This window comes from Arthrobacter sp. B2I5, from assembly GCF_030816735.1.
Taxonomy (GTDB): Bacteria; Actinomycetota; Actinomycetes; order Actinomycetales; family Micrococcaceae; genus Arthrobacter.
This window is the reverse complement of record NZ_JAUSYF010000001.1, coordinates 1,865,213-1,884,925: the sequence shown is the minus strand read 5'-3', so window position 1 is coordinate 1,884,925 and position 19,713 is coordinate 1,865,213. Positions and strand designations below refer to the sequence as shown.

At 66.2% G+C, this 19,713-nt stretch carries 19 protein-coding genes; 12 read left to right on the top strand and 7 right to left on the bottom strand.

Going from position 1 to position 19,713, the window contains the following annotated elements; all coding sequences use genetic code 11:
- Positions 1 to 119: 119 nt before the first annotated feature.
- Genes QFZ60_RS09030 through QFZ60_RS09020 form a run of 3 tightly spaced genes read left to right on the top strand, consistent with a single transcriptional unit; the run spans position 120 to position 1,255 of the window.
- The gene (locus QFZ60_RS09030) at positions 120 to 377 is read left to right on the top strand and encodes an SHOCT domain-containing protein (RefSeq protein WP_307089890.1); all 258 of its coding nucleotides are present in this window, start codon (positions 120 to 122) and stop codon (positions 375 to 377) included.
- A 39-nt stretch (positions 378 to 416) separates the two neighbouring features.
- A complete protein-coding gene (locus tag QFZ60_RS09025; RefSeq protein WP_307089888.1) occupies positions 417 to 734 on the top strand; it encodes a DUF3040 domain-containing protein in 318 nt (105 codons plus the stop codon).
- Positions 731 to 1,255, top strand: a complete 525-nt coding sequence (locus tag QFZ60_RS09020; protein WP_307089887.1) for a hemerythrin domain-containing protein — start codon at positions 731 to 733, stop codon at positions 1,253 to 1,255. Before QFZ60_RS09025 ends, QFZ60_RS09020 begins: the two co-directional genes overlap by 4 nt.
- A gap of 127 nt (positions 1,256 to 1,382) precedes the next feature.
- Here the strand turns inward: QFZ60_RS09020 and QFZ60_RS09015 are convergent, their stop codons facing one another.
- Positions 1,383 to 1,817, bottom strand: coding sequence for a universal stress protein (locus QFZ60_RS09015; RefSeq protein ID WP_307089885.1), 435 nt, complete (start codon positions 1,815 to 1,817; stop codon positions 1,383 to 1,385).
- 255 nt (positions 1,818 to 2,072) lie between these two features.
- Between QFZ60_RS09015 and QFZ60_RS09010 the strand changes: the two genes are divergently transcribed.
- Positions 2,073 to 2,747, top strand: a complete 675-nt coding sequence (locus QFZ60_RS09010) for a response regulator transcription factor (RefSeq protein ID WP_307093273.1) — start codon at positions 2,073 to 2,075, stop codon at positions 2,745 to 2,747.
- A 25-nt stretch (positions 2,748 to 2,772) separates the two neighbouring features.
- Here the strand turns inward: QFZ60_RS09010 and QFZ60_RS09005 are convergent, their stop codons facing one another.
- Positions 2,773 to 4,425 (bottom strand): GAF domain-containing protein, encoded by a 1,653-nt coding sequence (locus QFZ60_RS09005; RefSeq protein WP_307093272.1) that lies wholly within the window; start codon positions 4,423 to 4,425, stop codon positions 2,773 to 2,775.
- Positions 4,426 to 4,662: 237 nt separating this feature from the next.
- Here QFZ60_RS09005 and QFZ60_RS09000 point away from each other — a divergent pair, with 237 nt between their 5' ends.
- From QFZ60_RS09000 to QFZ60_RS08985, 4 genes are all read left to right on the top strand, one after another.
- On the top strand, positions 4,663 to 5,121 hold the full coding sequence (locus tag QFZ60_RS09000; protein WP_307089883.1) for a pyridoxamine 5'-phosphate oxidase family protein: 459 nt from the start codon (positions 4,663 to 4,665) through the stop codon (positions 5,119 to 5,121).
- 70 nt (positions 5,122 to 5,191) lie between these two features.
- Positions 5,192 to 6,058 (top strand): universal stress protein, encoded by an 867-nt coding sequence (locus tag QFZ60_RS08995; protein ID WP_307089881.1) that lies wholly within the window; start codon positions 5,192 to 5,194, stop codon positions 6,056 to 6,058.
- A 22-nt stretch (positions 6,059 to 6,080) separates the two neighbouring features.
- Complete coding sequence (locus QFZ60_RS08990) at positions 6,081 to 8,600, top strand: HAD-IC family P-type ATPase (protein WP_307089879.1); 2,520 nt, start codon at positions 6,081 to 6,083, stop codon at positions 8,598 to 8,600.
- A 13-nt stretch (positions 8,601 to 8,613) separates the two neighbouring features.
- Positions 8,614 to 9,036, top strand: a complete 423-nt coding sequence (locus QFZ60_RS08985) for an Hsp20/alpha crystallin family protein (protein ID WP_307089878.1) — start codon at positions 8,614 to 8,616, stop codon at positions 9,034 to 9,036.
- Between the two features lie 51 nt (positions 9,037 to 9,087).
- On the opposite strand, the gene ppsA is transcribed toward QFZ60_RS08985, so the two are convergent.
- The 4 genes from ppsA to QFZ60_RS08965 all read right to left on the bottom strand — a co-directional run bounded on the left by ppsA (position 9,088) and on the right by QFZ60_RS08965 (position 16,615).
- On the bottom strand, positions 9,088 to 11,517 hold the full coding sequence (gene ppsA, locus QFZ60_RS08980) for a phosphoenolpyruvate synthase (RefSeq protein WP_307089876.1): 2,430 nt from the start codon (positions 11,515 to 11,517) through the stop codon (positions 9,088 to 9,090).
- Positions 11,518 to 11,564: 47 nt separating this feature from the next.
- Positions 11,565 to 14,120 carry a cation-transporting P-type ATPase gene (locus tag QFZ60_RS08975; RefSeq protein ID WP_307089874.1) on the bottom strand — a complete coding sequence of 852 codons (2,556 nt, stop codon included), beginning with the start codon at positions 14,118 to 14,120 and terminating at the stop codon, positions 11,565 to 11,567.
- Positions 14,117 to 14,578 (bottom strand): universal stress protein, encoded by a 462-nt coding sequence (locus QFZ60_RS08970; protein WP_307089872.1) that lies wholly within the window; start codon positions 14,576 to 14,578, stop codon positions 14,117 to 14,119. The genes QFZ60_RS08975 and QFZ60_RS08970 overlap by 4 nt, the downstream gene beginning before the upstream one ends.
- A gap of 63 nt (positions 14,579 to 14,641) precedes the next feature.
- Positions 14,642 to 16,615 (bottom strand): heavy metal translocating P-type ATPase, encoded by a 1,974-nt coding sequence (locus tag QFZ60_RS08965; protein WP_307089871.1) that lies wholly within the window; start codon positions 16,613 to 16,615, stop codon positions 14,642 to 14,644.
- Positions 16,616 to 16,830: 215 nt separating this feature from the next.
- Between QFZ60_RS08965 and QFZ60_RS08960 the strand changes: the two genes are divergently transcribed.
- Genes QFZ60_RS08960 through QFZ60_RS08950 form a run of 3 tightly spaced genes read left to right on the top strand, consistent with a single transcriptional unit; the run spans position 16,831 to position 18,192 of the window.
- Complete coding sequence (locus QFZ60_RS08960; RefSeq protein ID WP_307089869.1) at positions 16,831 to 17,283, top strand: flavodoxin domain-containing protein; 453 nt, start codon at positions 16,831 to 16,833, stop codon at positions 17,281 to 17,283.
- 15 nt (positions 17,284 to 17,298) lie between these two features.
- Complete coding sequence (locus QFZ60_RS08955; protein WP_307089867.1) at positions 17,299 to 17,661, top strand: DUF5655 domain-containing protein; 363 nt, start codon at positions 17,299 to 17,301, stop codon at positions 17,659 to 17,661.
- 60 nt (positions 17,662 to 17,721) lie between these two features.
- Positions 17,722 to 18,192, top strand: a complete 471-nt coding sequence (locus QFZ60_RS08950; protein WP_307089866.1) for a GyrI-like domain-containing protein — start codon at positions 17,722 to 17,724, stop codon at positions 18,190 to 18,192.
- Between the two features lie 36 nt (positions 18,193 to 18,228).
- On the opposite strand, the gene QFZ60_RS08945 is transcribed toward QFZ60_RS08950, so the two are convergent.
- Positions 18,229 to 18,615, bottom strand: coding sequence for a hypothetical protein (locus tag QFZ60_RS08945; protein ID WP_307089864.1), 387 nt, complete (start codon positions 18,613 to 18,615; stop codon positions 18,229 to 18,231).
- A gap of 152 nt (positions 18,616 to 18,767) precedes the next feature.
- On the opposite strand from QFZ60_RS08945, the gene QFZ60_RS08940 reads away from it, so the two are divergent.
- Positions 18,768 to 19,547 carry a DUF4386 family protein gene (locus tag QFZ60_RS08940; RefSeq protein ID WP_307089861.1) on the top strand — a complete coding sequence of 260 codons (780 nt, stop codon included), beginning with the start codon at positions 18,768 to 18,770 and terminating at the stop codon, positions 19,545 to 19,547.
- Positions 19,548 to 19,713: the final 166 nt, after the last annotated feature.

The window sequence follows — 19,713 nt, the reverse complement described above, 5'->3', positions numbered from 1 at the left end:
GCCTGCCCCCCGTCCCGGGACGGGACTAATGGCTCTGCCCCCGGCCGCCGGGAGCATCCCATACTGAAAGTGGAAGGCGGACGGTTGGCGTCCGCCTCCATTTGACCGGAGGTCGTGAAGTGTACGGCTGGAATGACGGCATGGGCCTTTGGGGCTATGTCCTGATGAGCATCAGCATGGTGGTGGTCTGGGGAGCAATCATCACCGGCATTGTCCTGCTGGCCCGTTCCCTGCGGGCGCCCTCCCTGAATGCACCCCAGCCCCCGTCGCCCCGAAAGGCAGAGGACGTACTGGCCGAGCGCTTCGCGCGCGGCGAGATCGACGTCGCGGAATACCAGAACAGGCTGGCTGTCCTGCGCGGCCACCCGGGTAGCTGACGTCCGGCTCCCCGCAGGCAATGGACAGTGGGTGCAGCTGTGCCGCTCTCTGAATTTGAAAAACGCGAACTCGAACAGATCGGCCATGGACTGGCTGAGGAGGACCCCGGCTTCGCCGCCCTGCTTGGCCGGGATGCCTTTGCGCTTTCCCAGCGGGCCCGGTTCTGGCGCGGGTTGCTCCTTGTCGCGGCAGGAATCTGCGTCCTGCTGCTTGGCCTGGTGGTCCGGGTTCCCTGGCTGGGCATTGCGGGGTTCGCCATCATGAACGGTGCAGGGTACTGGGCCGTCAAGGACCTGCGCTGGTCGCCCCGGACCACGAACCGGCAGGTCACCCAAATGGAAGGCAACAACGAATGAACGCTGGACCAGGTAAGGACGCCACCGCCGAGGCGCACGCGCTGCAGGCGGTTGAAGCCCACCATGCGGACATGCTGCGGCAGTTGAACGCGCTGGCGGGACTGCTGACCGAGGCCGTGGAGGCACGGGACCCCGCCGCCGGGCAGGAAACGCAGGCCGCGCTGCTGGACTGGTGCGACAGGCAGCTGGTGCCGCACGCCCTGGCAGAGGAAGGTCCCCTCTACAGCGGTCCGCACGCCATGCCGGAGGCCAGGCTGCTGGTGGACGGAATGCTGGCCGAGCACCAGGTGATAGTGGGCCTGGTCGAGGAGCTCCGGACGGCCGACGGCGTTGCTGCCGCAGTGGCCGCCGGTGCCATCCAGCGGATTTTCGCCCTGCACCTGGACAAGGAAAATCGGCTCTTGATGCCCTTCGTCATCGAATCCCCGGACCTGTCGCTTGCCCGGGCCGTTGAAGGACTCCACGAACTGGTGGGAGAGGGCGCCGCCCACCATCACGGGCAGGGTCACCACAGCCACTGATTCCCAGGCAACAGCCACTGATTCCCAGGCACTGGTACGACGGCGGCGTGCCGGGTTGGCCTGCCAGCGCGCCTGATGCCGGTCAAGGCGCTGTAGATGCCTGTGACTGCCTCCCGTCGGGGTGGTCTCACTCCGTCTCCTCCGGGGCGTGCACCACCAGCACGGGACAGTGGGCATGGCTTACGCACGCAGAGCTCACCGAGCCAAGAATAAAGCTGCCGTGTCCCCTCCTGCCCACGATCAGCAGGGAGGCGTTACGGCTCGCGTCAATCAGCAGCGGGCCTGGTTTACCCCGCACCAGCCGGGCGTGCACAAAGGGCGGCAGCTCCTCAAAGGCGTCTGCCAACGCCTGCTGGAGTACCTCATGGGCGGCATATTTGAACCCCTCGATCCCTACCGCCAGGTACACCCCGTAGCCGGCCGGCACGTCCCAGCAGGCCCAGGCCTCCACCGTCGCAGACAGGGGCTCCGCCATGGCCCGGGCTACCCGGAGCGCGGCGATGGAGGCGTCGGATCCATCCACCGCAACGATGATCCGGGGATGCGGTCCAGGGGCACTCATGCCTGCTCCATTCACTGGGGTTCCCTCCTGCGGGCGTCGTCCCAGAATCGCGCAGAACCGGGGGCCGGGGGTAGGGCCAAAAGTCATGACGGGAACAGCACCTGGACTGGCGCCTGCCACAGTGCCACCCACCGGCGGACTTAGGTCCCTTCCCGGTATGAAGGCCGCTGGGTAACAATGGGGTCAGGCCCTCGGGGGCCGCCCCGCACTGATGCGGGTTTTGAGTCCTGGAGAGTTGGGGAGCGTTCTGTGCACATGCATGAAGCTGGGTCTGATGAAGCAGCAGGATCGTCCGGTCAGGTCCGCGTGTTCATCCTCGATGACCACGAACTGGTCCGGCAGGGACTGAAGGACCTGCTGGAGGGCGAAGGGTTCCTGGTTGTGGGCGAAAGCGGATCCGCGGCCGAGGCCACCCGCCGGATTCCGGCCCTGCACCCGGACATCGCCATCCTGGACGGAAGGCTTCCCGACGGCACGGGCATTGAGGTGTGCAGGGACGTGCGTTCCCTCGATCCCCGCCTGCGGTGCCTGATCCTTACCAGTTACGACGACGAACAGGCCCTCCGCGGCGCAGTCCTGGCCGGCGCCTCCGGATACATCCTGAAACAGATCAGGAGCGATGACCTCCTGGCGGGGATCCGCAAAGCGGCTGCGGGCGAATCCCTGTTTGAGCCGGGAGTGGAGCAGCAGATCATCACCGGGCTTTCCACGGTACCCACCGATCCCCGGTTGGAGGGCCTGAGCGCGCAGGAGAAGAAGGTGCTTGCGCTGATCGGCCAGGGGCTGACCAACCGGCAGATCGGCGATGAGCTGTTCCTGGCCGAAAAGACGGTCAAGAACTATGTGTCGTCCATCCTGGCCAAACTGGGCTTCGAGCGCCGGACGCAGGCCGCCGTCTACGTCACCAAAAGCGCAACGGACACTGGCTGATAACCGGCACCGCCTGGCCTACCCATCAAGCGAGCCGTGCGGACCACGTCACGGACGTGCCGGCACCCGGCACGCTCTCGATGATGCAGTTGCCCTTCAACAATTCCGCGCGGTGGCGCATGTTCGCCAGACCGCTGAGGCGGGAAGGCTCGGCAAAGCCGCGGCCATTGTCGCTGATGAGGAGCTGGACCTGGTCACCGCCCACGTCAACCAGGACCTCGATGTCCTCAGCGCCGGAATGCCGCAGCGCATTGCTGAGGCCCTCCGAAAGCACGGATAACAGATGGACCGCGACGTCCTCCCGGATCGAGTCCACCGCTCCGTTCAGGGAAACCTTGGGAGTTATGGCGTAGCTGCGGGAATTTTCCCGGACTGCGCGCAGGATCTGGCCCGTCAGCGGTTCCCGTTCCTCGTCGGCGGTACGAAGGGAGTAGATGGTATCCCGCAGCTTGCGGATGGTGTCGTCGAGCTCTGTGGTCACAGCGGCAATGCGTTCATGCGCCACAGGGTCCATCGTGTAGCGGCGCAGGCTCTGGATGCTCAGGCCGGCTGCGAACAGGCGCTGGATCACCAGGTCGTGCAGGTCCCTGGCAATCCTTTCCCGGTCACTGATGAGGAGATTCTGTTCCCGCAGGGCGTTCACGTGCGCCAGGTCCAGGGCCAGGCCGATCCGGCTCCCAAAGATGGCGCCGGACTCTGCCTCAGACTGGGTGAAGACCGCCGCTCCCTGCGCACGTGCCAGCAGGAGGACGCCGTTCCCGCTGCCGGCGTGCCCCAGCGAACAGACAAGGACAGAGCCCAGCTTCCCTGCCACCTCGTCGTCGAACACCTGCCGCGGGTCCCTGGCAACGAAAGACCCGCCGTCGGCAATAACGCCGGACACCGCACCTGAGGCCATCAACTCCTGGCCTGCCTGAAGACCTTGCACACCAAGGCATGAACGGCAGCGAAGCGTACCGTCAGCGGCCGGCACAGCCACCACTGCAAGCGCGGAGTCCGATACCTTCAAGGCGGTGTCGGCAACAAGGTCGAGAATGTCCGGGTTCCCCGGATGCGGCGCCATGATCAACCGGCTGCTCAGCTCCATGCCCGCCTCCAGCCATTTCTGCCTGCGGTTGCTGTCTTCAAAAAGGCGGGCGTTCTGGATGGCGACACCGGCCGCGGCTGCCAGGGCAACGGCAAGTTCCTCATCGTCGGTGGTGAAATCCTCGCCACCCTGCTTTTCCGTCAGGTAGAGGTTGCCGAACACCTCATCGCGGACCCGGACGGGGACGCCCAGGAAGGTCCTCATGGGCGGGTGGTTCGCGGGGAACCCGGACGCAATGGGGTGCCGCCCAAGGTCGTGGAGCCGCAGGGGCCTTGGCTCGCGGATGAGCAGGCCCAGGACGCCGTGCCCCGTGGGCAGGTCGCCGATGGAATGGATCCCTTCGTCGTCAATGCCAACCGTGATGAAGTGGCTCAGGGTCCGGTCCTCACCGATTACGCCCAAAGCGCCGTACCCTGCGCCAACCAGGGTGCAGGCAGACCGGACAAGGCGGTCCAGCACGGCCTCCAGGCTCAGGTCCTCGGCGAGGGCCACCACTGCGGCCAGCAGGGCACTAATGCGCTCCTGGGTATCCAGCAGCTCATCGCCCCGGGCGGTGAAGTCCCGCAGCGGATCTTCCGCGCTGTCCCGCATCGGCGGCCGCCAGGGATCCTCAGTGCTCACGTTCCACCTCCTGCGGCAGGGAACCTGCGGCGCTGCAGGTCCGTGTCGCTATCCAAGTGTCCGGAACGGAAGTGCCTGCCCCCGCCCACAAGTCCGTCTTCTCCTGAGCATGAAGACATGTCCTGGGATCATTGTAAAAGGGCTCGTCAACAGCCGGCGGGACCTTCTTCCCTACCGGGGGGCAATTCCCGGCCCTAGGCTACGGCCATGAATACAGCAGCGGCAGAACCGGAAATCAAAGAACTCGGCGTCCACGATTGCTGGAAGTACCTTCGTTCCACGTCCATCTGCAGGATCGCCTTCACTGACGGGGACGCCTTGGAAAACTACCCCGTGAATTTCGTTCCCAGCAACGGCACCCTGCTCATCCGTACCGGCGAAGGCACAAAGCTTGCCTCCCTGACGGACCGGAAAGCCGTCACGGTTGAGGCTGACGGAATGAACCAGTACGGCACTATCGCCTGGAGCGTCATCCTCAAGGGGCACGCGCTGGTGGTGTCCGACGAAGAGGAAACCCGGGACGCGATGGAGACGGGCCTGTCCCCCTGGCAGCCGGGCCGGAAGAACGTCCTGCTGCGGATTACGCCGGAGGACATCAGCGGCCGGAAGTTCGTGATTGCGGCGCCCACCCATTGGTGGCCGCCCCGGGAGCCCGCCGCCGGTTAGGTCAACGCTGGAAACCGCCGCATGGCACCACCCACAACCCTTTCCACGTACCCCCAAAGGATGGACTCCCATGGCACCTGCCAAGCCAATCGCCGTCGGCATCACTGATACTTCGGCATCAAACGCCGCCCTGTTGTGGGCGGCAGCCCGGGCCAGCAGGCTGAAGTGTCCCCTCGCCGTCGTGAATGTTGTGGACGACCGCTGGATGGCAGCCGAAGTCCTGCCCTACCTCGAGATCCTTCGTGAGTCGGGACTGGCACTGTTGAAGGAGGCCGGCGAAAAGGCCACCGCTGCCGAACCGGGCCTTCAGGTTACCCTCCAGCTGCTCGAAGGAGGTGTGGGTGCGGCGCTGGGTGACTATTCCAGGAATGCTTCCATGCTTGTCCTTGGCACCAGCGGCCACACGCGTGGTGCCCTGACTGACCGTGCCCTCCAGGCAGCAGCCACGGCCGAGTGTCCGGTGGCGGTTGTTGGGGACGGCCAGGAACCGGGCCGCGGCATTGTGGTGGGCGTGGATGGATCACGGGAATCCACCCAGGCGGTGGCCTTTGCGGCCGCCGAAGCTGACACGCTCGGGGAGGAACTCACCGTCTTTTACGCCTTCACCGGCCCCAGCCGGTGGATCGCGGCAGGCCTGCCGCAGAGCAGCTTTGCCACCCATGTAGTGGAGGAAGAGCAGATCGTGCTGTCCGAAACCGAGGCGGGCCTCCGGCAGGACTACCCGGATCTTGTGGTCAACACCGTGATGGAAACCGTCCTGGAGCCGGCGGACGCCCTGATCCGTGCCGCCGCGGGGTCGCGGCTGCTGGTCCTGGGCAGCCGTGGAAAAGGTGGCTTTGAAAGGTTCGTCCTGGGATCCACTGCACATGCGGTCCTGACCCAGCCGCCGTGCCCCACCGTCATCACCCGCCTGCACAAGCAGCAGCACCAGGACTGACCGGGGCGGGCTGCCTGGCCGGATGTCTATAACCGGGGAAAACGACGCACCGATCCCGGGCATGGACTTCAGCCATGCCCGGGAGGGGCTCTCCAGCGCCGAAGTGCGCGAGCGGATGGCCGCGGGCCGCATCAACAGCGTGCCCACGGCAACCAGCCGGAGCGTGGGCGAAATTGTCCAGGCGAACGTGTTCACGCTGTTCAATGGCGTGGTGGGAGGGTGTTTCATCCTGCTGCTGGTCCTTGGCCAGTGGCGTGACGCGCTTTTCGGCCTGTCCGCTGTCAGCAATTCGCTGATCGGCATCGTCCAGGAGTACCGGGCCAAGCGTTCCCTTGACCGGCTGGCCATCCTGCAGGCGGCCAGGAACACCGTGATCAGGAACGGGGCCAGGGAACTCATCTCCTCGGAGGACCTGGTTCCGGACGACCTCGTGGTGCTCAATGCCGGAGACCAGGTCATGGCGGATCTGGTGCTTCTCGGCGGAGGCGGGCTTGAGGTGGATGAGTCCCTGCTGACGGGCGAGTCCGAGCCGGTTCCCAAACAGGGCGGCGAGGTGCTGCTGTCCGGATCGCTGATCCTCGCAGGCAACGGCCGGGCCACCGTGCTCCGGGTGGGGCCGGAGACCTTCGCGTACCGGCTGGCAGCAGAGGCGCGGCGTTTCTCCCTGGTCACATCCGAAATCCGCAGGGGGCTGGAGAGGGTGTTCACGGTGATCACCTGGCTGCTCCTGCCAACCGCCCTGCTGCTCACGAATGCGCAGATGCAGGACCAGGACGGATGGGCCGGCGCAATGGGATCGGGACGGTGGATACCGGCCGTCGTTGGAGCAGTGGCGGGCATCATGGCGATGATTCCGCTCGGCCTGCTGCTGATGACCAGCGTGGCTTTTGCCGTGGGCGGCCTCCGCCTTGCCCGCCGGAAGGTCCTGATCCAGGAACTCGCTGCCGTGGAAGTGCTGGCGCGGGTGGATGTCCTCTGCCTGGATAAGACCGGCACCCTGTCCTCCGGCGCCATCGTATTCGATGCCATCCACGACGCCGGGACCGCCCGCACGGCCGGGTGGCGGCAAGCGTTGGAATGGTTTGGCGCCCACGCGGATGCCAGCAGTACCGCAGCGGCCATCGGGGCGGCCTTCCCCGTGCAGGAACCCCTCCGGGAGGATGGGTCAGTTCCTTTTTCCTCTGCACGGAAGTGGAGTTCGGTGACGTTCGCGCCGGAATCCGCTGCTTCCGGCGCCTGGATCCTCGGAGCCCCCGATTCCGTACTCGCCTCCCCCGGCTGTGCCGATGCACACGGAAAGGCGGCAGCCCTCGCCTCCAGCGGCCTCCGGACGCTGGTCCTGGCGCACCTGCCGGCACCAATGCCGCCGGATGCCGCAGAGGCAGGCCTGCCTCCCGGGCTGGTGCCGGTCCTGCTGCTGACCTTCCGCGAGAGCATTCGGGGTGACGCCGCCGCGACGCTCGACTATTTCCGCCGGCAAGGGGTCACCGTCAAGATCATTTCCGGTGACGATCCCCGGACCGTAACAGCCCTTGCCCGGGAAGTGGGCTTTGGAGGCGGAGTTGCCTATGACAGCAGGATGCTTCCCGAAGATCCGGTCCTGCTGGAGGAAACGGTGGAGTCACACAGCCTCTTTGGAAGTGTGACGCCGTCCCAGAAGCGGGACCTGATCCAGGCGCTGAAACGGCGGGGGCACACCGTGGCCATGACGGGGGACGGAGTGAACGATGTCCTGGCGCTCAAGGAGGCGGACCTGGGCATCGCCATGGACTCGGCGTCACCGGCAACCAAGGCCGTGGCCCGCCTGGTCCTCCTGGACGGGCGCTTCGACAGGCTGCCGACTGTGGTTGACGAGGGCCGCCGGGCCATCAGCAACATCGAACGCGTCTCCCTGGTTTTCCTGAGCAAAACTGTCTATGCCACGGTCATCTCGGTGGTCACCGGCATCCTGCTGCTGGCCTTTCCGTTCCTGCCGCGCCAGCTCTCCGCACTGGATGGACTGACCATCGGCCTGCCGGCGTTTTTCCTGGCCCTGCAGCCCGGCGGCCAGCGTTATGCCCCCGGGTTCCTGCGGCGTTCCCTCGCCTTCGCGGTCCCGGCCGGCATCTGCACCGCCCTGTGTGTCCTGGCGGTCAGCGCGTATGGGCAGTTGTGGGGCGGGCACAGCCTTCAGTCCGCGCAGTCTGCGGCCACCATGACCCTGGGGCTGGTGGCCGCATGGGTCCTGGTGATGGCGTCACGTCCCCTCAATCGGGTTAAGGCATTGATCCTTGCCGGGATGTACGCGGGACTGCTCCTGTTGTTCACCGTTCCCTTGACGCAGGATTTTTTCCGGGTGGAGTGGCCGCCCGCCAGCCTGCTGGCTGTGTCCGTTGCAGCAGCTGCGGCGGGATGCGGGGCCATCGAACTGGTGGGCCGCTTGACCCACCGGCCACCGGACCCAATGGGCGAACCCGGACTGGGACCTTTGACTCTGGAACCGGATCCAGGGGAAGGCGATGGTGGAATTGCCGGGCAACGCGATGGTCCGGCTTCCAGATGAGCAGGAGGCAACAATGACTGATCTGATGAAATGGTTTGATAACCGCCGCTCCCCCATGGATGTCATCGAACGGCTTTTCGAAGGTGACGCGGGGTCTTCGGCCATCCGGGTTGAAGAGATGGTGGACGGCAACACCCTTGTGGTGCGGGCTGAGCTGCCCGGCGTGGACCCGGAGAAGGACGTGGACGTGACGGTCACGGACGGCGTCCTGACCATCAAGGGCGAGCGGCAGGAAAAGAAGGAGCACAAGGACAAGGACAGTTACCGGTCCGAGTTCCGCTACGGTTCCTTTGTCCGGCGGATTCCCCTCCCCAGCGGAGTGCAGCAGGACGACGTCACGGCTTCATACAAGGACGGCGTCCTTGAGGTGCGGGCCCCGATTCCGGAGCAGGGGCAGGGCACCGGGCCGTCCAAAATCCCCGTCACCAGGGGCTGAGAACATTTAAACGTACGACGCCGGCGCCTGGCCCTGCGAGGGCCAGGCGCTTTATTGCCCCTTGGCCGGGGCTGCGGCCAAGGCTGCTTCCGCTGCCGCGATAACCGGAAGTGTCCGCACGTAGGTGTCCGGATTCAGGGACACCGAATCGATCCCCTGGCCCACCAGGAACTCTGCGAGGTCGGGATGGTTGCTGGGCCCCTGTCCGCAGATTCCGATCTTAATGCCGGCAGCATGGGCCTTGGTGATGGCCTCGGCAATCATGGACTTCACCGCCGGGTCCCGCTCGTCGAACAGACCGGCAAGTTCCTCCGAGTCGCGGTCCACCCCCAGCACCAGCTGGGTGAGGTCGTTGGAACCGATGGAAAACCCGTCAAAGCGTTTGGCAAACTCGCCGGCCAGGACCACGTTGGAAGGGATCTCGCACATCATGTAGAGCTGCAGCCCTTCCTGGCCCCGGACCAGTCCATGCTCTTCCATCGCTTGGATGACCTGGTCCGCTTCCCGCACGGTGCGGCAGAAGGGGACCATGACAATCACGTTGCCGAATCCCGCCTGCTCGCGCACGCGCTTGAGGGCTTTGCACTCCAGCGCGAATCCTTCACGGTAGTGGCTGCTGTAGTAGCGTGAAGCGCCGCGGAAACCCAGCATGGGGTTTTCCTCGGGACGCTCGAAGGCGCTGCCGCCGACCAGGTGGCTGTATTCGTTGCTCTTGAAGTCGCTGAGCCGGACAATCACCGGTTTGGGATGGAACGGGGCGGCGATCTTGGCGATCCCCGTGGCCAGCACGTCGATGAAGTACTCCTGCGGGTCCTGGTAGCCGCTGGTGAGCTGTCGGATGAGCGCCGCCTCCTCCGGATCCGCCACCTTCTCAGGATGGACCAGGGCCATGGGGTGGATGCGGATCACGTTGTTGATGATGAACTCCATGCGTGCCAGGCCAACACCCGCCGCGGGCAGCCGCCACCACTTGAACGCGGCTGCCGGGCTGGCGATGTTGATCATCACATCGGTGCGGGTGGCCGGCAGGGCGTGCATGTCCACGTCTTCCACCGTGAACTCCAGCAGCCCCTCATAGACGCGGCCCTCCTCGCCTTCCGCGCAGGACAAGGTGACCTGGCCGCCGTCGGACAGGACCTCCGTGGCGTTGCGCGTGCCCACGACGGCGGGTACGCCCAGTTCCCGGCTCACAATGGCTGCGTGGCTGGTAGGGCCGCCGTGGTCGGTGATGATGCCTGCGGCCCGCTTCATGATGGGCACCCAGTCAGGGTCCGTCATCCGGGTGACCAGCACGGAGCCATCAACGAAGGACTCGATGTCCTTGGCATCCCGGACCACGCACGCCCGGCCCCGGGCTATGGAATCACCGATGGCGGCACCAGTGAGCAGGACCCGCCCGGGCTGTGCCAGGTGGTAGGTGCGGAACGTGGAGGCGCTCCGGCGGGCCTGCACCGTTTCCGGCCTCGCCTGCACCATGAACAGTTCGCCCGTGGCGCCGTCCTTGGCCCACTCCATGTCCATTGGCCGCCCGTAGTGCTCCTCCACGGCCACCGCCCAGCGGGCCAGCAGGACCACCTCGGGGTCCTGCAGCACCAGCGAGCGCTGCTCACGGTCCGTCGTCTCAACGGTGCGGGTCCTGGCATCCCCGCCGTGGCTGTACACCATTTTGCGTTCCTTGGCGCCGAGCTGGCGTTCGATGACGGGGATGAAGCGCTGGTCTGCCAGGAGCGGCTTGAACACCTGGTATTTGTCCGGGTTGATGGTTCCCTGGACCACGGTTTCGCCCAGCCCCCACGCGGCGCTGATGACCGCCACACCGGGAAAGCCGGATTCGGTGTCAATCGAGAACATCACCCCTGATGCGCCCAGGTCCGAGCGGACCATCCGCTGCACGCCGACGGACAGGGCAACGTCCAGGTGGTCGTAGCCTTTTATCTCGCGGTAGCTGATGGCGCGGTCCGTGAACAGGGAGGCGTAACAGCGCCGGCACGCTTCAAGGACCGCGCGGGCGCCGGCCACATTCAGGAAGGTTTCCTGCTGCCCCGCGAAACTGGCGTCGGGCAGGTCTTCGGCCGTTGCGCTGCTGCGCACCGCAACGGCAACCTCTGCCTGTCCGGCCCGGTGGCACAGTGCCCGGTAGTGTTCCTGGATGTCAGCGGCGATGCTTTCCGGGAACGTCGCCTGCAGGAACAGTTCACGGATCGCCGCCCCCGCCTGGCGCAGCGTCAGGGTCCCGGCGCGCTGTTCCCCGATGTGCTTTCTGATCCGCGGCTCAAGGTCATTGGCGGCAACAAATGCGCCGTAGGCAGCGGCCGTCGTGGCAAATCCTTCGGGAACCCTGACTCCTGCCGATTGCAGGGCACGGCTCAGCTCCCCCAGGGAAGCGTTCTTTCCTCCCACCGAGGGGATGTCCGCGATCCCCGTGTCCTGGATCCACTTGACGTTGATGTCAGTAAGGGAGGTTTCTGCGGCGGCGCTCATGGCTCGATTCTTTCCTCCGGCCGGCGGGGCAGGCAGAGTCTTTGGTCCTAGCCGCGGCGCAGCCGGCCACGGACCGATTTGTGGATCCAGTCCGCAAGCAGGACGGCGGGAGCAGCCAGCAGCGCAAGAACCAGGCCCATGGGGGTCGGCGGTGCCTGGCCCAGCAAGGCGGCGAGGTAGGGCACGAACAGGCACACTGCCAGGACGGCCAGTTCAGCCGGCACGGCCCACACCAGCAGCTTGTTCGTGCCCCAGCCCAGGGACCAGGGCGGCAGGGTGGCGCTCCGGCACGCGAACGCGTTGGCAAGCTGTCCCAGAACAACGGCGGTGAATGCGGCACCGGAGGCAGCCATCAGGAGCCCTGCTTCGGGGACCTGTCCACGCGTCCAGCCCCCATCGGCCAGAACCGCCGAGAACACGGCCATCTCCATGGCCGCTTCCACGGGCCCCAGGATGCAGAAGACCCGGATGACCAGCCGCCGGTCCATCAGGTGCCGGCGTTCGGGCGGACGGGCCAGGACGTGCCTGCCCGGCGGCTCGGCGCCAAGGGCCAGCGCCGGCAGCAGGTCGGTGCCGATGTCCAGGGCGAGGATTTGCAGGACGCCCAGGGCGAGCGGAAAGTGGCCGCCGGAAAGCGCCCAGATCACGAACGGCGTCAGTTCCGCCACGTTGTCGGTGAGGTGGTATGTGAGGAACCGGTGGATGTTGGCGTAGGTGGCCCTGCCTTGTTCAATGGCCGCCACGATGGTGCCGAAGTGGTCATCGAGGAGGACCAGGTCCGCGGCTTCCCGGGCCACGTCGGTTCCGCTCAACCCCATGGCCACGCCGATGTCCGCTTCGCGAAGGGCCGGGCCGTCGTTGACGCCGTCGCCGGTCATGGCCACCACGTGCCCGCGGGCCTGCAGGGCCTTGGCGACGCGAAGCTTCTGTTCCGGTGAGACCCTGCTGACCACGATCCCGTCGCGGTCCAGGAGCGCTCCGAGCATCTGTTCGTCATCCGGAAGGTCCGTGCCCTCCACCACGTGTTCAGGGGATCCGATCAGGCCGATCTGGCGCGCTATCGCTGCGGCCGTGGCAGGATGGTCCCCCGTGATCATGGCGACTTTCAGGCCGGCCTGCCGGGCGGTCCGGATCACCTCGCCCACATCCGGCCGGGGCGGGTCCTGCAATCCGATCAGGCCCAGGAACTCCATGCCCGTTTCGAGTTCGGCTGCCGGGCTGGTGTCCCTGGCTTCGGGTGTTCCTTCGAGGCTCCGCCGTGCCACGGCAATGACGCGTTGGCCCCGTGTCGCCATGAGCTCCACCTGCTCCTTGACCGCTCCCGGCACGGACTCACACAGCGGAAGGACCGTTTCGGGGGCACCTTTGCAGAACAGCTCAGGACCTGCGAGGGCGGATTCCCTGCGCCGGACGGGGTCGAAGGGCAGCCGGCGCGACGGGGAAGGCCCTGGTCCGGTCCCCGTCAGGCGGCGGGCCAGGGCGTCCAGCGCAGCTTCCATTGGGTCCCCCTGGGCGCGCCACTGACCGTCGTGCAGCTCGGCCCTGCCCTGTGACGCGGTACGGGCTGCGAGCGCTGCCTGGGCCGCCCTTTCCACGCCCCGGCCCTCGATGAGAGCTTCCGGGTCATATCCCTGGCCCGTCACCTGGACTGTCCCTTCCGTGCTGAAGACCTCGACGGCGTTCATCCGGTTCTGCGTCAGGGTCCCTGTTTTGTCGGTGCAGATGAAGGTGGTTGAGCCCAGCGTTTCCACTGCCTCGAGGTTGCGGACCAGCCCATTGCGCGATGCCATACGTTGGGCGCCCATCGCCAGGGACAGCGTGACCGTGGGCAGGAGCCCTTCCGGAACCAGCGCCACGGCAACGCCAATGGAGAACAGGAAGGAATCCCGCCATTGAAAGCCCACCAGCAGCGATGCCAGGAAGAAGACCGCCGCTATGCCCAGGGCCATGCCTGCGGTGACGCGGACAATCCGCCGCAGTTCCAGCGACAGCGGTGTGGGCGGTGGAACCGCTCCGCTGGTGAGGGCGGCGATCCCGGCGAGCTTGGTCCTGGCGCCGGTGGCGGACACGGCGGCCTCCCCGTAGCCGTTGACCAGGAAGGTCCCGGCCCACACGGGATCGCCTGCGGCTTTGGGCACGGGCTCGCTTTCGCCCGTCATCATGGATTCGTCCATTTCGCATGCGGACGCCGACAGCAGTTCCATGTCTGCGGGCACGCGGTCGCCGGAAGCGAGCAGCACCATGTCCCCGACCACCAGCTCGCTGGCGTGGACCTTGCGCACCTTCCCGTCCCGCCGCACCACCACATCGGCGGGCAGCAGGCTGCGCAGCCTTGCGGCGGCATGCTGGGCGCGTTCCTGCTGGATGTGGGCGAACACCCCGTTGACAATGACGACGACGATGATCGCCACCGCCAGTTGAGGCATGTCCGCGATGAAGGCCAGGCTGGCGGCGCACCACAGCATGAGGGCGAAGAAGTGCGTCATCTCCCCCCAGAGCTTCCGCCATTGCGGGACGGTTTTTTCCGCCGGAAGCTGGTTGGGGCCTGCCTGCTTCAGGAGCTGCGCGGCCCGCTCAGAGCTCAGGCCGTCCGCGGTCCTCACACAGCGTCCGCCTCCTGCCCCACCAGGAGCACCGGGCATTTCGAGTGGGCCGCGCATGCCTTGCTGACCGAGCCCATCGACGACTTGAGCAGTCCACCTTCTCCATGCCGTCCGACCACCAGCATCTGGGCCCGTCCGCTCTCCTCCACCAGCACTTTCGCCGGCGGCCCGAACTTGACGGTCACGTCAATGTTTTCCGGCCGTTCGCCGGAGAATGCCCGGCCCAGCGCGTCCTCCACCAGGCGGCGGGCGGCGTCTTCAAGCCTCGCGGTGAACTGCCGGTCCGCCCCTTCGAGGCGGGACATGACCAGGTAGTCCGGCATCCCGATGCAGGAGATGACTTCAAGCCGGGTGCCCAGGCGGGCTGCCAGGGTGCCGGCGTAGCGGAGGGCTGCGGAGGAGTATTCTGAACCATCCACGCCCACGATGACTGGTTTGGCCCCTGTTTCTGCGTTCATGGACACCACGATCCCGGCTGGCGGCTGGGGCCGGAAGGGCCAAAAGTCATGCCGGCCGCTGGCTTAGCCCGCGCGTATCGGATCGGGACGGCCCTGCAGGTCGGCAGCGCTTTTCAGGTCGGCACCGCGCAGCGCCCTCAGGCCGTTGAGGATGGTGGCCAGGTCCACCAGTTCCTGCAGCAGGGCCCCGGCGACGGCTGGGATGTAGCCCGTCATGGCGATGGCCATCAGCAGCACGCTGAGTCCTATTCCGGTCCAGATACTCACCAGGGCCACCGCCACGGTCCTCTTTCCAATGGCCACGGCCACCGCCACTTTGGAAAGGTCGTCAAGCATGACCACCACGTCCGCCGACTCGCTGGCCGCGGTGGCCCCCTTGGCGCCCATGGCGATTCCCACATCAGCTGCGGCCAGGACGGGTGCGTCATTCACGCCGTCACCCACCATCAGGACCGGCCGTTCCCGGATGCCGGCAACGGTATTGACCTTGTCCTCGGGAAGGCAGTCAGCCTGGACGTGCCCGATCCCCGCTTCCTCGGCGATGTGTGCCGCCGTAGCGCGGGCATCCCCGGTGAGCAGCATGGTGTTCCGCACGCCGAGGCCGCGCAGCAGGTCAAGGGTATCCACGGCATTGCGGCGCAGTAGATCCTTCATGATCAGCGCCCCGGCGTACTCGCCGTTCACCGCCACATAAACAGCCAATTGGCCGCTCCGGACTGCTGCTTCGCGGAACCCGGTGGACGAACTGCGGACCAGGCCGGCTTTTCCCACCACCACCCGCTGGCCGTCGCAGACAGCTTCCACCCCGTGCGTTGCGCTCTCCGTCGCTTGCTGTACCGGGAGGAGTCCCAGGCCGGCCGACTCTGCCGCTTCGATCACGGAGGCCGCCAGCACGTGGGAAGAGTACTGCTCCGCCGAGGCAGCCAACTGCAGGATTCGTTCGCTGCCCAAGGCCTCACCCGGGCCTGGCGCCACTTGGATGCCATCCAGGACGGGCCGCCCTGACGTGAGCGTTCCGGTCTTGTCAAAGACGGCGGTCCGGGCCTTCGCAAGCTGCTCAAGCGTCCCGGTGTTCTTGATGATGATCCCCTTATGGGCTGCCTGGCTGGTGCCGGCCAGGAACGCCACGGGTGCAGCGATCAGGAGCGGGCAGGGCGTGGCTACCACCAGGACCTGGGCAAAGCGGAGCGGCTCACCCGAAAGGAACCAGGCGGTCCCGGCCATGGCCAGGGCCAGGAGGGTGAAGGGAACTGCGTAACGGTCAGCGAGTCGGACAACGGGAGCCCGGCTGTTGGATGCCTCCTCCACCAGGGCGATGATGCGGCTGTACTGGGAATCGGCTGCGGCGGCCGCGGCCCGCATGCGGATAGCGGCCTCGCCGTTGACCGCACCGCTGAGCAACTGTTCCCCCTTGCTGCGCTCAACGGGCAGGCTCTCACCCGTCAGCGATGACTCATCCAGGGTGGCTGAGCCGGACAGCAGTTCGCCGTCCACAGGTACCAGCTCGGACGGGCGGACCACCAGGATGTCCCCAGGTGCTACCTCCCCAATGGGGATATCTTCGAGTATCGCGCCGGTCCCTTCCCGGTGCGCGAACCGGGGCGCCCTGTCCAGCAGCGACCGCAGTTCGCGTGCCGCGCGTCCCTGGGCAAAGTTCTCCAGCGCCTCACCCCCGGTCAGCATCAGGATTACCACCAGTGCGGCGAGATATTCCCCCACGGCCACCGTGCTGGCAATCGCCGTCAGCGCCAAAAGGTCGATACCCCAGCGTCCCTCCCGCAGGGACCGGACCATGCCAGGCGCACGCGCCACTACGATGACCGCTGCGTAGGCGGAGGCGAGGACGCGGACCTGCAAGTCCAGGCCGGCCTGGAGCATCACCAGCGTGGCGAGGAGGACGAGGCAGGTCAGTGCGACGACGGGATAACGCCTGAGAAAGCCCCATGCCTTTCCTGCCGGCGACGTGGGGGATGCCCCGTCGTCGAGGTTGCCGGGACTCCCCTTGGTTGCCGCGGGCAGTGCGGCCTGGTTTCTCACTTAGGCCCCCCGGGAAGTAGTCGGCGGTGATCGCACATAAAGCCGAACCTACCCGGCCGCCCGCAGCCGGGCTAGGGCATTAGGCCCCAACCCCCTCCAGGCAAAGCCCTCGAGCAGGCCTTTGGGCCCTGCCGTGACTTTTGGCCCTGACACGGCAGCCGGACCAGGAGCATGGTTGAGGGCAACATGCCGCCGACAAAGACCGGGAGTTCCACATGAAAGTCGTTGTCCTCTACGACACCGCGTATGGGAACACCAGGACCATTGCGGAGTCGGTGGCATCCGGACTGGGGCAGGGTGCGGCCGCCGTTCCGGTTGAAGGGTTCGATACGGAGACCCTGCACCCGGGTGACCTGCTCGTCGTCGGCAGTCCCATCAATGGCTGGAAGCCCACCGCCCGGATCACTGAAATGCTGGCAGACCTCGGCCGTCGTAGGCTGACCGGGGTGAAGGCCGCTGCTTTCGATACCAGGGTGAAGCTGTTCATCCACGGTGATGCAGCCGGGAAGATCACCAAGGCCCTTGAGGCGGCAGGTGCCGGCATCATGGGCGAACCCATGGCCTTTTACGTCAAAGGCAGTGAAGGGCCACTCATCGACGGCGAGGCAGAGCGGGCAGCAGCATGGGCCGCCGGTCTTGCGGCCTCGCTGGGCAATGGCAGTGTGTAGGCAGGGCCTTCGACCTTGCAGCAGTTGACGGTGGAGCGGTTCTTCGACGGCGCACCGTCGGCCCTGAGGCTTTACCAGGCGGCGGAGGAGATGGCCGCGGAAGTGGGTCCGCACGACGTGCGGGTCAGCAAGAGCCAGATCTCCTTTCGCCGGCGCCGCGGCTACGCCTACCTCTGGCGGCCAGGGGTGTACGTGAAATCAGCGGTTCCGCTGGTCCTGTCCCTCGCGCTGCCGCGTTACCTGGCATCGCCGCGGTTCAAGGAAACCGTCCATCCAGCGGCCGGAACCTGGATGCATCACCTGGAGCTCACGGACAGCTCCCAGCTCGATGCCGAGGTCCGCCGCTGGATGCAGGAAGCGTATGACGCCGCTGCCTGACCTTTCCCCTAGAGTCCTATGGCCCTGTCAGGCTGCTTCCCGGAAGGCAAAGCTGATGCCATGAATGAACAGGGCCAGCCGCCGCGAAGGATCCATCTCACCGCGCAACCAATCGCCGTGGTCCGCGAACGCGTCCCCATGAACGAACTGACAAACTTCTTCGGCCGCGCCTTTGGCACAGTCATGGCCGCCGTCCAGCAGCAGGGCGCCAGCCCGGCAGGCCCGCCGTTCGCGCTGTACCACGGAATGCCGGACCAGACAGTGGACGTTGAAGCAGGATTTCCCGTGGCCGGGAACTTCCAGGGAACCGCGGAAGTGGCCAGCGGGATGCTTCCTGATACCGACGCCGTCGAAGCCATCCATACCGGCCCCTATGACAGCCTGGGCACCACCTACGATGCCATTCTTGAGCACATGAAGGCTGGCGGTGTCGCCCCCTCGGAGACCATGTGGGAGTACTACCTGACGGATCCGGAAGCGCAACCCGATCCGGCGACATGGCAGACCAGGGTGGTCTGGCCAGTCGCCTGAGGATGGCCCAAACCTGAGGGAGCGGGCGTCGGAGGGCTACGAGCCCCTGCGCCGGCTGAAGGTCAGGTCCCAGGGCTGGGTGCCGTGGCTCGTTTCAGACCATCCATCCCGTGCAATCTCCTGGCGGAGCTGGCCCAGGCTGGCTTCCAAGCCAGGAGCCCACGCCTCTTCTGGTGGTGTCTTGTTCAGGGGTGGTCCGGGAAACGTATCGCTGGCATAGAGGCTGCGGCCATCCTCCGTCCTGCCCACGAAGCGCAGCTGCGTGCGTCCGTACTGCGAGCCGAGCGTCGAGAGGATGCGCACCCACCACTTCCCGGACGCGGCGTCCTCCAGCTCTATCCGGAGCCGCTCTTCAGGCCCGGGTTGTGCCGGGTTCGAAGCAGGACCGTCCGGGTGGGCTGGCTGCGGGGCATCTGCGGTCATGTCTTCCTCCGGGGAAACGCGATCATGGGCTAGGTCCCGCAGTCTTCCAAGGATTGGCTCGACGGAACAGGGCCCTTGGTCACTGCGTGCACTGGAGGAGTGGGCCTGTGCTTCGCCCTGGGTCCAAAGGCACTACCCCGCCCGGAAGGCGGATGGCAGAGTCCAGCCATGACAAGGCACTCCCCATGACCGGCCGGCATCCGCGAGCCCCATACCCGGCCGGCGGTACTGCGGTAAACACCGGGCACGGGCACGGCTGGCAGCTACTGTATCTGGCCGCAGGTGCGTCCTCGATCGTGTTTGTGCTCCTGCTGATAACTGCCCTGGTACTTGACTTCATGGCTCCGCCGCCCGTGCACGGCGGAGCCGCCACCCTGGAGTTCATCGCCGCCAACAAGCAGGTCTACGTGGCCGAGCAGGTCCTGTGGATCCTGCCGAACATCCTCCCTGTCCTTGTTTTTGCTGCACTTTTCGTGGCTCTCTCGGCCGGTCAGAAGAGCCTTCCCCTGATTGCGCTTGTTTTCGGTGCCCTGCCGTGGGCACTCCTGCTTGCCGTACCGGTAAGCAGCCGGGGTTCACTCAACCTGGTGTACCTCAGCGACCGCTTCACGGCGGCCGGGTCGGATGAAGAACGCAGAGCCTACGCCACGGCCGCCGAAGCCATCATTGCGGAGAACAACACTCCTGCCATCGTTGGTGCCCTCTCTTCCCTCGGCATCCTCCTGATGGGACTGGCGATGCTGAGGGGAAGCACGGGGCTCTTCCCGCGGTACCTGGGATGGCTTGGTGCGGGCACGGGAGCCTTGGGTGTTGTCAGCGAGGTCCTCCGGCACGCTGCACCCGGGTTTTATTGGGGCTACGGCATCCTGCTGTGGGTGTGGTTCATCGCCACAGGAACCGCACTCATCCGGCTGTCCCGCGTGCCAACCTGAAGCCCGGTGCCGGCGTTCAAGGTCTTTGGTCCCTAAAAAGCCCGCTCGTCATTTGAGATGGTGGTTCAGGCCGGATTCACCACGCTGGGGTTGTGCGTCCGGGTTGCGGGGCCGATGTTGGCCGGTATGCAGCCTCATCAACGGGGGCGGGAGCTAGAGGAGAGCA

Bases quoted from the DNA above. Each gene is read 5' to 3' on its own strand.
- QFZ60_RS08990 (WP_307089879.1), top strand. From the start codon at position 6,081: ATGTCTATAACCGGGGAAAACGACGCACCGATCCCGGGCATGGACTTC.
- QFZ60_RS08950 (WP_307089866.1), top strand. From the start codon at position 17,722: ATGAATGAACAGGGCCAGCCGCCGCGAAGGATCCATCTCACCGCGCAA.
- QFZ60_RS08995 (WP_307089881.1), top strand. From the start codon at position 5,192: ATGGCACCTGCCAAGCCAATCGCCGTCGGCATCACTGATACTTCGGCA.
- QFZ60_RS08985 (WP_307089878.1), top strand. From the start codon at position 8,614: ATGACTGATCTGATGAAATGGTTTGATAACCGCCGCTCCCCCATGGAT.
- QFZ60_RS08945 (WP_307089864.1), bottom strand. From the start codon at position 18,615: ATGACCGCAGATGCCCCGCAGCCAGCCCACCCGGACGGTCCTGCTTCG.
- QFZ60_RS08960 (WP_307089869.1), top strand. From the start codon at position 16,831: ATGAAAGTCGTTGTCCTCTACGACACCGCGTATGGGAACACCAGGACC.
- QFZ60_RS09020 (WP_307089887.1), top strand. From the start codon at position 731: ATGAACGCTGGACCAGGTAAGGACGCCACCGCCGAGGCGCACGCGCTG.
- QFZ60_RS09000 (WP_307089883.1), top strand. From the start codon at position 4,663: ATGAATACAGCAGCGGCAGAACCGGAAATCAAAGAACTCGGCGTCCAC.
- QFZ60_RS09005 (WP_307093272.1), bottom strand. From the start codon at position 4,425: ATGCGGGACAGCGCGGAAGATCCGCTGCGGGACTTCACCGCCCGGGGC.
- ppsA (WP_307089876.1), bottom strand. From the start codon at position 11,517: ATGAGCGCCGCCGCAGAAACCTCCCTTACTGACATCAACGTCAAGTGG.
- QFZ60_RS09015 (WP_307089885.1), bottom strand. From the start codon at position 1,817: ATGAGTGCCCCTGGACCGCATCCCCGGATCATCGTTGCGGTGGATGGA.
- QFZ60_RS08940 (WP_307089861.1), top strand. From the start codon at position 18,768: ATGGCAGAGTCCAGCCATGACAAGGCACTCCCCATGACCGGCCGGCAT.
- QFZ60_RS09010 (WP_307093273.1), top strand. From the start codon at position 2,073: ATGCATGAAGCTGGGTCTGATGAAGCAGCAGGATCGTCCGGTCAGGTC.
- QFZ60_RS08970 (WP_307089872.1), bottom strand. From the start codon at position 14,578: ATGAACGCAGAAACAGGGGCCAAACCAGTCATCGTGGGCGTGGATGGT.